At 51.6% G+C, this 11748-nt stretch carries 9 protein-coding genes and 2 pseudogenes; all 11 read left to right on the top strand.

Annotation, left to right across the window (positions count from 1 at the left end):
* Entirely contained in the window at nucleotides 1-711 is a 711-nt protein-coding gene (locus ACT3IC_RS00145) for a C40 family peptidase (protein ID WP_473475626.1), read from the top strand.
* Between the two features lie 28 nt (nucleotides 712-739).
* The gene (locus tag ACT3IC_RS00140) at nucleotides 740-1072 is read left to right on the top strand and encodes a hypothetical protein (protein ID WP_473475623.1); all 333 of its coding nucleotides are present in this window, start codon (nucleotides 740-742) and stop codon (nucleotides 1070-1072) included.
* Between the two features lie 55 nt (nucleotides 1073-1127).
* Nucleotides 1128-1727, top strand: a complete 600-nt coding sequence (locus tag ACT3IC_RS00135; protein ID WP_473475621.1) for a tail assembly protein — start codon at nucleotides 1128-1130, stop codon at nucleotides 1725-1727.
* A gap of 51 nt (nucleotides 1728-1778) precedes the next feature.
* Nucleotides 1779-6227: pseudogene (locus ACT3IC_RS00130) on the top strand (TipJ family phage tail tip protein); the annotation flags it as partial.
* Between the two features lie 522 nt (nucleotides 6228-6749).
* On the top strand, nucleotides 6750-8429 hold the full coding sequence (locus tag ACT3IC_RS00125; protein ID WP_473475619.1) for a phage head spike fiber domain-containing protein: 1680 nt from the start codon (nucleotides 6750-6752) through the stop codon (nucleotides 8427-8429).
* On the top strand, nucleotides 8429-8731 hold the full coding sequence (locus tag ACT3IC_RS00120) for a hypothetical protein (RefSeq protein ID WP_473475617.1): 303 nt from the start codon (nucleotides 8429-8431) through the stop codon (nucleotides 8729-8731). The genes ACT3IC_RS00125 and ACT3IC_RS00120 overlap by 1 nt, the downstream gene beginning before the upstream one ends.
* A gap of 10 nt (nucleotides 8732-8741) precedes the next feature.
* Nucleotides 8742-9599: a phage tail fiber protein gene (locus ACT3IC_RS00115; protein ID WP_473475614.1), complete on the top strand. Its 858-nt coding sequence runs from the start codon at nucleotides 8742-8744 to the stop codon at nucleotides 9597-9599.
* Nucleotides 9600-9679: 80 nt separating this feature from the next.
* Nucleotides 9680-9919: a DNA polymerase V gene (locus ACT3IC_RS00110; RefSeq protein WP_230431227.1), complete on the top strand. Its 240-nt coding sequence runs from the start codon at nucleotides 9680-9682 to the stop codon at nucleotides 9917-9919.
* On the top strand, nucleotides 9919-10236 hold the full coding sequence (locus ACT3IC_RS00105; protein ID WP_473475611.1) for a hypothetical protein: 318 nt from the start codon (nucleotides 9919-9921) through the stop codon (nucleotides 10234-10236). Before ACT3IC_RS00110 ends, ACT3IC_RS00105 begins: the two co-directional genes overlap by 1 nt.
* A 303-nt stretch (nucleotides 10237-10539) precedes the next feature.
* Nucleotides 10540-11271: a hypothetical protein gene (locus ACT3IC_RS00100; protein WP_473475608.1), complete on the top strand. Its 732-nt coding sequence runs from the start codon at nucleotides 10540-10542 to the stop codon at nucleotides 11269-11271.
* Nucleotides 11272-11563: 292 nt separating this feature from the next.
* Nucleotides 11564-11734 (top strand): annotated as a pseudogene (locus ACT3IC_RS00095) (isocitrate/isopropylmalate family dehydrogenase); the annotation flags it as partial.
* Nucleotides 11735-11748: the final 14 nt, after the last annotated feature.

Here is an 11748-nt window from a genome sequence, read left to right as displayed (position 1 = left end):
ATGCGACAAAAGACGCTTGATGCCATCCTGGCTCATGCGGCTGCGGAGTATCCTCGCGAATGTTGCGGGGTGATCGCCCAGAAAAGCCGGGTGGAGCGCTATTATGCCTGCCGTAATCTGGCCGTAAATCCTGAGGAGCATTTTCACCTGTCACCTGAGGACTACGCAGCCGCCGAAGACTGGGGAACTGTAATAGCGGTTGTACACAGCCATCCTGACGCCACCACCCAGCCAAGCGAACTGGACAGTGCCCAGTGCGATGCAACCCTCATACCCTGGCATATTGTGAGCTGGCCGGAAGGAGACCTTCGTACCATCCAGCCCCGTGGTGAACTGCCCCTGCTGGGGCGGCCTTTCGTGCTGGGGCATTTCGATTGCTGGGGGCTGGTAATGAGCTATTTCCGGCAAACCCACGGAATTGAACTGATGGATTATCGGGTGGACTACCCGTGGTGGGAGGATCGGTACCCTGAAAATTTTTACCAGGATTGCTGGTATGAATGCGGCTTTCGGGAGTTCAGCGGTGCTCCGCGCGCGGGAGACATGGTGATCATGCAGGTGCAGGCGAATAAGTGGAACCATGCGGGGATTTTGCTCGAAGGAAACATTCTACTCCATCACCTGTACGGTCATCTTAGTCAGCGTGTTCCTTATGGCGGTTACTGGCAGGAGAGAACGATGAAGGTACTACGCTATAAATCTCTGTGCTAACCTTTGCGAACTTAAAAGGAGCATGTATATGAAAAAAATATTATGGGCGCTTATATTCGGTTTGGCTGGATGTTCTGTGAATTCTCTAGAATCGCAAACACCAATCTTCTTTGAGCATTCAAATAAAAGCACAGACGAGGTTAATAGATGCCTTGCTCCGAAATGGTTGGAGCTTCGCTCATCTAGTTCCAGCATCCCAACAGAATCGGGTTATAAAATAACAGCTTCTGATGATATCTTCGGCGCTCTCTCTGTCGTCACTATTGATAAATCAGAAAGTGGGGGTAGTGACGTTAAAGTCTACGCCGTAGCTAAGGGTTGGAATGACCACTGGGCTAAGGCCGCAAGATCCTGCATTTAAATTTCTATAAATAGTCTTAAGCCACCGAATAGGTGGCTTTTTTATGGTGATAATCATGTCAGAAATGATGGTAAGGATAGAGCTTGGCGGGATTCTGGGTAAAACCTACGGAAAAGTTCATTATCGTTTAATTAGAACGACAGCAGAAGCAATCAACGCACTTTCAAAAACTATCGATGGGTTCGAGCAATTTTTAATTTCCAGTAAAGCGAGAGGTCTTACATTCGCTTTATTTAAAGATAAAAAAAATATAGGCAAGGATGATTTAGAATTCCCAGTATCTGGCGAAATTATTCGTATTGTTCCTGTTCTAATCGGTAGCAAAAAAGCCGGCGTGCTCCAGACTATTCTTGGTGCAGCCCTTGTCGCCGTTGGCGTGGTAGTTGGATATTTTTCTGCGGGAACTCTTTCCGCTGTTGGATATGGCGCAGCAAAATTTGGTGCGGCCATGATGCTTGGTGGGGTAGTGCAAATGCTTTCGCCGCAGCCTGCTGGTTTAGCCAGTGAACAAAGTGCAGATAACCGCGCATCGTATGCTTTTGGCGGCGTAACAAATACTGCCGCTCAGGGGTATCCGGTTCCCTTACTTTATGGCCGCCGGCGCATTGGCGGAGCCATTATTTCCGCTGGGATCTACGTAGAAGACCAGCAATAAAAATAATCCTTCTTTCAGGCCACCGTCGGGTGGTTTTTTTATGGGCGCAATATGGCTACAGCAAACGCGATTAAAGGCCGCAAGGGCGGCAGCTCCAGCTCAAGAACACCGACCGAACAGCCTGATGATCTGCAGTCCGTAGCGAAGGCAAAGATCCTTGTTGCGCTGGGAGAGGGGGAGTTTGCAGGGCAGCTCACCGGAAAGAATATTTATCTGGACGGTACACCGCTGGAAAATGCGGACGGCTCTCAGAATTTCGGTGGCGTTACATGGGAGTTCCGCTCTGGAACGCAGGCGCAGAAATACATTCAGGGTATTCCCGGTACCGAAAACGAAATCAGTGTGGGCACCGAAGTTTCAAGCGCCAGTGCCTGGACGCGCACCTTTACCAACGGCAAGCTGTCGGCCATTCGTCTGCGTTTGAAATGGCCCTCTCTCTTCAAACAGGAGAAGGACGGCGATCTGGTTGGTAACTCAGTAAATTATGCCGTCGATCTGCAGACCAATGGCGGTACATGGCAGACGGTAATCAATACGAGCGTGACCGGTAAAACCACCTCAGGGTATGAGCGCAGCCATCGCATTGACCTGCCGCAGACGGGCAACACCTGGACAATACGAATTCGAAAGTTAACCGCCGATGCGAACAGCGCGAAGAGCGGCGACACCATGGTGCTGCAGAGTTTTACTGAGGTGATCGACGCCAAGCTGCGATATCCGAACACAGCTCTGCTGTACATCGAATTCGACTCGAGCCAGTTCAACGGATCGATCCCACAGATATCATGTGAACCGCGCGGGCGTGTGATTCGCGTTCCTGATACTTACGACCCTGAAAACCGGACGTATACCGGGACATGGACCGGGGCGTTTAAGTGGGCCTGGACCGATAACCCCGCATGGGTTTTTTACGATCTGGTAATCACTGAACGTTTCGGACTGGGGAACAGACTGACGGCGGCCAATATCGACAAATGGACGCTGTATCAGGTGGCCCAGTATTGCGATCAGATGGTACCAGATGGAAAAGGGGGAACCGGAACCGAGCCACGCTATACCTGCAATGTCTATGTTCAGGACAGGAATGAAGCCTATACCGTGTTACGTGACTTCGCGGCCATCTTCCGCGGCATGACGTACTGGGGCGGAGATCAGATTGTGGCGCTGGCGGATATGCCCCGGGATGTGGATTACAGCTATACCCGCGCTAACGTGATTGATGGGCGTTTTACCTACGCCAGCAGTACATCCAAAACGCGTTATACCAATGCCCTTGTCTCATGGTCCGATCCGGACAATGCCTACGCTGATGCGATGGAGCCTGTTTTTGAGCAGGCGCTGGTGGCGCGGTATGGGTTTAATCAGCTCGAAATGACAGCCATTGGATGCACCCGGCAGTCCGAGGCGAACCGGAAAGGGCGCTGGGGTATTCTGACCAACAATAAGGATCGCGTCGTTTCCTTTGATGTCGGGCTGGACGGCAATATTCCTCAGCCCGGGTACATCATTGCTGTGGCCGATGAATTGCTATCCGGCAAGGTGACTGGAGGTCGAGTCAGCGCAGTAAATGGCAGGGTCATAAAGCTTGATCGCGCCCCTGGCGCAGTTGCTGGCGACCGACTAATCCTGAACCTGCCTTCCGGTGCATCCCAGGCACGCACCATCCAGTCTATTAACGCTCAGCAGGTGACGGTCACGACTGCTTACAGCGAAACGCCAGAACCTGAGGCCGTCTGGATTGTTGAGTCGGATACGCTTTACGCTCAGCAGTACCGTGTGGTCAGTGTTGCTGATAACAATGATGGAACATTCACCATCAGCGCGGCCGCGCATGATCCGGATAAATATGCGCGTATCGATACCGGAGCTATCATCGATGAACGTCCGATCAGTGTGATACCGCCGGGCAACCAGGCGGCACCCACAAACATTACCATCGACAGCTATTCAGTGGTTCAGCAGGGGATCAGCGTTGAAACCATGCGCGCCAGCTGGACGGCTGTGCCAAACGCCATTGCTTATGAAGCGCAATGGCGCCGCAATGACGGGAACTGGGTAAACGTACCGCGCAGCTCTACCACCTCGTTTGAAGTTCCGGCGATTTATGCCGGGCGATATCTGGTGCGCGTCCGCGCCATTAATGCCGCTGAAATTTCTTCGAAGTGGGCCACCTCCCTTGAAGTAACGTTAAAAGGGAAGGTCGGCGCGCCGCCGGTACCCATCAACTTTCGGACGACGCCATTATTATGGGGCGTGCAGCTGGACTGGGATTTTCCTGCAGATACAGCGGATACATTGCAGACCGAGATCCAGTATTCCACGGATGCCGCCGGAACGAATGCAATGTTGCTTACGGATGTGCCTTATCCGCAGCACATGTATCAGCAGCTGGGCCTGAAAGCCGGGGTAGGGTTCTGGTACCGGGCGCGGCTGGTCGATCGCACCGGCAACAAGTCTGCCTGGACTGACTTCATTCAGGGCAGCAGCAGCTCGGTTGCCGCTGATTACCTGGTGGATATCGATAACCAGATCAAACAGACCGACGCCTATAAGAACCTTGTTTCGGACATCACGGATCTGGGTGATGATCTAAAGTCTGCGCATGACGACATCAAGACGGTTACGACGGAATCGGCGACGACGAAAGCAGGTCTGGCGCAGGAAGTCACGGACCGAAAGAAAGCCATCACCGACGAGGCCGCCGCGCGCGGGCAGGCGCTGCTGACCGAGAAGAACGAGCGTCTGGCGGATATCAGCAACGTCAACCAGACGATTCAGACCAGCACCGAATCGCTGGCGCAGCAGATCGCCCAGGTATCAGCTGGCACCGGCTCGCAGTTCGATCCGGCCAAAATCTGGTATTTCGATACATCAGTCGAGGGCTGGTCCGGGAACGGGACACCGACCATTGTCGATGGCTGGCTTCGTCCTGCTAACCATGCATCTGATCCTTGGGTGTCATCACCGGGCTCGCTGGGCATAACAGCTGCTGCTTATCGCTTTCTGAAGCTGCGCATCAAGAAAGTGGGTACTCCCGCCTGGGTGGGGGAAATTCGCTGGCGCAACACGGCTGGTTTCAACGACACTAACCGGTTCACCGTGGCGGAGCCCGCTTATAACTCTGACGGCGTCGCCACACTTGAGTGTGACGATATCCCCTGGCTGGCCGACACGACGATCAACCAGATTCGACTGGACCTGTCCACGAAACAGGACGCGACGAACTACTTTCTGATTGACTGGGTGGCAGTCGGGCGGCCAACGCCGGGAGCCGGGATGGCGGCGCTGCAGCAGGAAACGGCGGCGCGCGTATCAGGTGACCAGGCGGAAGCCACGGCGCGCGAGACACTGGCGACGCAGATCCGGGGCGGCTATACCGGTGACGACCCGTCAAAACTGGCATCGGGGCTGCTGTATACCGAACGCCAGGCGCGCATCACCGCGCAGGAAGCAGAGGTGACAGAGCGGAAGAAGCTGGAGTCGACCGTCAACGCTAACCAAGCTTCCGTTACACAGGAGCTGGCGACGCTGACAACTGAGCAGGATGCTCAGGCCACTACGCTTTCGGGACTGCAGGTTACCGTCGGCAAAAACACCGCTGATATCACTACGGTCACCAAAGCCGTTGCTGATAACAATAAGGCGCAGACCACCGCGCTGGCTGCGGTTAAGGCCACGACTGACCAGAATAAGACGGATATCAGCACGGAAACCACGGCCCGCACGGATAGTGACAGCGCGCTGGGCCGCCGTATTGACAGTCTGAAAGTTGATGTGGACGGCAACACGGCCAGCCGGGACGCCGGGATTATCGGCAACGTCACCAATGCGCTCGCCAACTTCACAGCGTTCTCGGATCAGCGCGTCACGTTCGCTGTTGGCGAAACGAAAACGATGGCCGAGATCACCGACGTCAGGAAGACCTCTGCAGACGCCACAAGCGCCGTTGCGGAGCAGGTCACCTCGCTTAAGGCCACGGTTGAGCAGAACGGCCAGACCAACGCTGCCGCCATTACGCGCATTGATAAAGCCGTTACGGATCTGGAGAGCGCCACGGCGACCAGCATTCAGCAGGTCACGGCATCGATTGGGCAAACCAACGCCAACGTCCAGACGACAAGTCAGGCTGTTGCTGATATCAACGGTAAGCTGAGTGCTCAGTGGGGCGTAAAAGTCCAGGTCGAAGCGAACGGCATCAAACGTATCGCGGGTATCCAGTTGGGCATTGATGCCTCGGGCTCTTCTAACTTCCTCGTCAGCGCCGACACGTTCGCGGTGTATAACCCGACGACTACCGGACAGGAACTGGTGTTTGCGGCGACCGGCGGGCAGATGTTTTTGCGATCGGTGTTCATCCAGGATGGTTCTATGGATAACGCCAAGATCGGCAATTACATCCAGTCCAGTAACTGGGACGGGACCGGCAACGTTGGCTGGCATATCAATAAATCCGGGTATGCCACGTTCAACGGCGTGACCGTTCGCGGGACGATCTATGCCACTGACGGGAGTTTTAAAGGCAGAGTTGAGGCGACCAGCGGGAGCTTCAGGGGCACGGTTGAAGCGACATCTTTCATTGGAGATGTAGCCAACACTGGGGTATTCCCCGACGCCACCGGCAGATCAAACGGCATCGCAACTGCGACCGTGAACATGTATTACACCGATTCCAGCAATAACGGACTCGGCAAAAACGCCGTTGTGGAGGCGATGATCTACGTGCGGGGGATTACAGGTGCGGTCACGGCCACCGTGCAGATGGTCATTGCAGGCAACATCCGCACGATTAACTACGATGTCCCCATTGGTGGGGTATGGCTCACCGCCCGACATGCGGCGTCCGGCATGGGCGGCCAGCGTATCGACGCCAGCATCACCGTTACTTCCAGTAATGCGTCGGTCGGTGTTACTGCCCCGACAATGACGGTAACGCGCGGCACCGGCTCTTTCTCCTCCTGATCCTCATAACTTCACCTCAATAACCCGGCTCCGGCTGGGTTTTTCATTTTAAGGACATCACGAATGGCAACGATTGATGACGATTTAGCGAAATCCGTCACGGAAGGATTTCGCCAGGCGCAAATTGATATCGTCAACCAGGACCTGATTTTATCGGGTACCGGTGACGTCACAGTAACGCTGGCTGACGGTTCGAAAAAGACCGGCCCGAGCTGGTCCAAGCTTATCACCGCAGCTAACGCGGCAGGAACCAGCGCCGCTGCAGCCAAAACCAGTGAAACGAATGCTCTGGCGTCAAAAAATGCAGCAGCACAAAGCGCCACGAACGCGGCAACGTCTGAGGGTAACGCACTCGCTTCGAAGAATGCCGCCAAGACCTCAGAAACCAACGCCAAAACGTCTGAGACGAACGCGAAGACTTCAGAAAATAACGCCAAAACCAGCGAAACTAACGCCGCAACATCACTGGCCGCTGCGCAGTTGCTGACCTCTGTACCTTACGAAGAGGCTCCTTTTCCTGACGTCTGGTTGCCGCTCAATGATGACATGCGCCTGTTGGCGGGGTACGCGCCTTATGACCGGCTGACGATTTCCGGGCAGATTCTGGATCTGGCATCAAAGTCAGCGACCTTCACTCGGTTAACCACCGGAACGTATATCGACAAATGCGGTGTAATGCAGACCGCCGCTATTAACGAGCCACGATTTGAGCGAGAAGGTTTGTTAATGGAAGGGGTTGGCACTAACTTATATACCTACTCCGAACAGTGGGGGACGGGTTCCCGAGTCACCACGACAAATAACAGCGGTGATTCTCCTCGCGGCGACAAGACGATGGCGCTATTGGTTGAGGATACGGCTAGTGCGGAACATTATGCGCAAGACCGTAATATCGTCTTAACGTCCGGGACGATATATTGTTATTCTGTATTTGTTAAAGCTCATACAAATTCTCGTCTTTTATACCTACGGGTTGCAACTGGAACCACTGCTGGAGTTTTCTTTGATCCCGTTGCAGGAGCATTCGTTGGCGGTGCTGTCGGTGCCCATTACCTGGACCGTGGATTTGATGATCTTGGGAATGGCCTTTATCGTGTCTGGATGTCGCTCACCGCTGGAGCGACTCAGAGTAGCGTTTTCCGTCTGCAATTAGCAAAAGATGGAGTAACGGCAAGTTATGCCGGTGATGGCGTATCCGGTTTATATATTTGGGGAGCGCAATTAGAAGCTGGACCTGTCCCTACCTCGTATATTCCAACTGAGGGATCCACAGTCACCAGAGGGGCAGATTACTGGAATCTGCTACCTGAGAATGTGGGATATAAAACGTTAGCAACTAAATTTAAACGTACTGTAGCTTTTGAAGTTGTAGTAAAAGGTTTTGGGCCTTCTGCAAGTAACTACGTTGATATAGTTCGTGTGGCTGGTAGCAACAATGACATTATTTGCCGACTCAGCTCGGCAAATAGACTTACGTCATATAGGGATGGAGGGGGGACATTTGTATCTTACATCGCTAATACCCCAGGCGTTCTCGTACATAAAATAGATGGGGACGAATATTCCTTGTTCTTTAATGGGAGTACTGCTACTAGAACGCAAGTCCCGGTTAGCAACACAACATCGGCATCGGCTATTTCAAACACAACAGGCCCGTCAGGCACTACTTTTGTTTATCACATTCGCAACTTCCGTATTTGGCACCGACTATTAACCCTTAATCAAATTAAAGGACTCCGCTAATGAGAGACTTATTTCTGCGCTTTACTGACGCTAACGAAATGCGAACGCAATTAAGCGCGGCGGGGGTTATGGATGATGAGGAGCAGTGTGGTTTACATCACCCGAATATCAGTCTGGATATGGTTGGAGTTATTACCGTGCCCGGAGAAATTCTAAATCCAGGACAAGAAAACGAAGTTATCAAATACGTCAGCCTGCCCGGATTTCACGCCAATTTGCGCGTGACAGACGATTCGCTGGAACTGGCATCGTTAGATGCCTTTGGGGTCTTCCCTGACAGCCCGTACCGGGTATGGGCATAAGGAGCACAACATGGCAAACAGAAAAGATACTATTAGCCTGGCCGCTGCGGACATCTCTGGGCTGAAGTCAGCTGCACAGCGGGATGTCGGAACGTCCTCAGGAAACGTGATGGAGGTCGGCGCTTTTGGACTGGGCAGCAGTAATTTGGCGAGCATCAGCCAGGGTGATCGCAAAGGGTTTGGGGCTTATAACGCCAAGATGCTGCTGGGCGGCATCGACAACAATACTGCAGTGCTGGGCATGCCCTTTGATGCCTCAACCGCATTTCAGTTTTGCTTCCCGGCACGCCTTGATGTGCCGCCTGAGTTATACCTGCGGCTGCTCAGTTCATCTCCAACGTATGACGGGAAAATCTGTAAGGTATATACCGATTCCAATACCACCAAAGCAGCCGATGGCACGTTAAAGTCAGCATCCCCAATCGTCAAAGTTTATGCCGATGGCTCTTCGGAAACGAACTATGAATCTGAAGGCGTGACCGTAACGCGCCAGGGGGAAGGCGTTTATCTCATCACGGGTTGTCTCGGGCTTAATGCGGATGCGGCGTGGGGCGGTATTGACGGTGGGTTCGATATACCGAAGGACCGCAATCGCCAGCCGCTGATCTGGCTGGATTACAAAGTGAACCCGGACGGTTCAGTGCTGGTGAAAACGTATCATCGGACTCACCCGGGTGCGCCGGAGTTCGCCCGTAACGAACGGGAAGGTTTTAACGAAGGTGACCCAATCGACATCCCAGCGGATCAGTATGTCTCCATCCGTGTGGAGATGCCGGTGGACAGCATCTGGAATGAGCGCCAGCTGGAGGCCGCGGCTGCAATGGCTGAAGCAGCTCAGGACGAACAACCGGACATTCAGCAGCAATGATCAATAGGTACAGCCGCCTTGCCCTGACCTCTCCTGAAAACTACTGTATATAAACACAGTAAAAATAATAAGGAGGGGTTATGCCACGCAGAATCGATATTGAAGGGGCTTTTCGCGAAGCCATCAAACGGGAACCAAACGGCCGCCAGACGGTTTCGACGCAGGACTTTGTTGCGCAGCTGGTGGCGGTTAACTGGGAGTGGACGCTTAAAGAGGCGAACGACTGGATCGAGAGCCACGTTTCTACCTTTAAAGATATCTCAACCAGCGAGGGTCAGGCGCGCACCTTTATGCTCTATAACCCGAACGGAGGTCTGTAATGGGCTTTCCATCTCCAGCGGCTGATTACACCTCCCAGCGGATGACACCGGAGCTCATCTGCGGCGTCGGTATCGATACACGCATACTTGAGACGTCATCAGGTTTCGCATTAATCGAGCCAGTCACCCGGTTAGTTCAGGGGCAGACTCTGCTGATCCTGTCGGGTGGCCGAACGCAGTTTGCCAAGTTCAGGGGAAGGGCATTAATCACGGATGATGGCGAAGCGATTGAGGGTGAGGCTACGGAGGAAGTTGAGGTCATAGGCAGGGTGACGTTCTTCATCAACAGCACTGATGCTGATGACATTCCGGTGTAAGAAGCGGTGCGCGGTTACACGTAAAAGGAGGAAGGCCTGTGGTCTTCCCTTTACAAGTTTTATGTTCGCTTTGAGCGAGAAGCGGACCATGTATATTGTGACAGGTGTTATAGATTGGAATCTAACGATCAGCCTAGTGAAACCGGAGGTAAAGAATCATTGCGGCTGCTACGACTTCTTAAAAAAATTGATGGACAAAATCAGGAAATGCAGAGATTCTCTTATACGTAATCATCAGCTCATAGTGAAAAGCAGTTACCCGAAATAATTTTCGTAAGGGTTAAATTCTTTAGAGATAAAATTATGGATTGGAATCGCGTTAACGTTTGGACTCGTACCCTGTATACATTAGTGCATTCGTTGCATATGGCAAAAGAAATTAATTTTGGTGACAAGTCGACACTTAATGAACGTTTCAGAGATGCGAATAGTTGGATTTCACCAATTTGTTCATATTCAACAACTCTTTTGCCGACTCATACAAATAACAAGAGTCTTGAGTTTCGACGAGACCCCAATTTACATTTTGACGAGATCTCTGGTCAGATAATTAAGATGCTTATTCAAGATTTGACAGTGATCTTCGATGAGATGATGGCAGATGCTATGGTTAAGTTAAAATTCAATCCCGATGTATTCCCTCAATCAAAAGTTGAAAAACTTTCAACGCTACTTAATGATGACTATGAGTGGTCAAAAAAAGGTTGTCTAGAACTAATTGCCGTTAGAAATTCATTATGCCATGCCAACGGGCGATGGAATACTAAGTCTCTTAATTTAATATCAGGATTTATTGATCCAATGCCTGTGGCTGGTGATAAAATCACTGTAGGTTTTGAAATGCTGTTTAATTACAGAAAAGCAATCCGTACATTTTTAAATGAAACTTGCCCTCCAGATGTAATACCTAAATCCCAAAAAAAGAAAAAGAGATCTTCGCCATCTAAAAAATATTTAAAAAGGCTTGTTAAGCAGGAGAGAAAAGAACGCGGTAGACAAGCAATGAAAGACTTGTTAAAAGAAACCAAAAGTTGATTATCATGGAATTCGATATATATTTCAGTAGCTGAAAATGATAATAGCAAACCACGTATTAACTATGCGTCCTCATCTTGTACAAATCTGCAAATCTGTTACTGGCAGCTATTGGCACTTAACAGACCAATAGATTTGAGTGGGTTAAGCACTCCTATTGGTGAAAAGTGGTTATCAAAACTTTCTGCCACTATCGCAAAAACAAGGGGTTAGGAAGCAGTTAAAATTAGCCCTCAAAACTGATTTTGCGTTATCATCCTATTATAAAGTAATGGCTTACCATGATTGCGTTGAACTACTGCTGCGTCATATGGAATGGTTCGAAGCCGCAGACCTGATCGTTAAAGGTATGGAAGGCGCGATCAACAACAAGACCGTGACCTATGACTTCGAACGTCTGATGGAAGGCGCTAAACTGCTGAAATGCTCAGAGTTTGGTGACGCGATCATCGAAAACATGTAATCCGGATTTCGGTT

Source organism: Leclercia sp. GHBNCSD, assembly GCF_055805075.1.
Note: the sequence above shows the minus strand (reverse complement) of the source record. Positions and strands in the feature narration are given on the sequence as shown.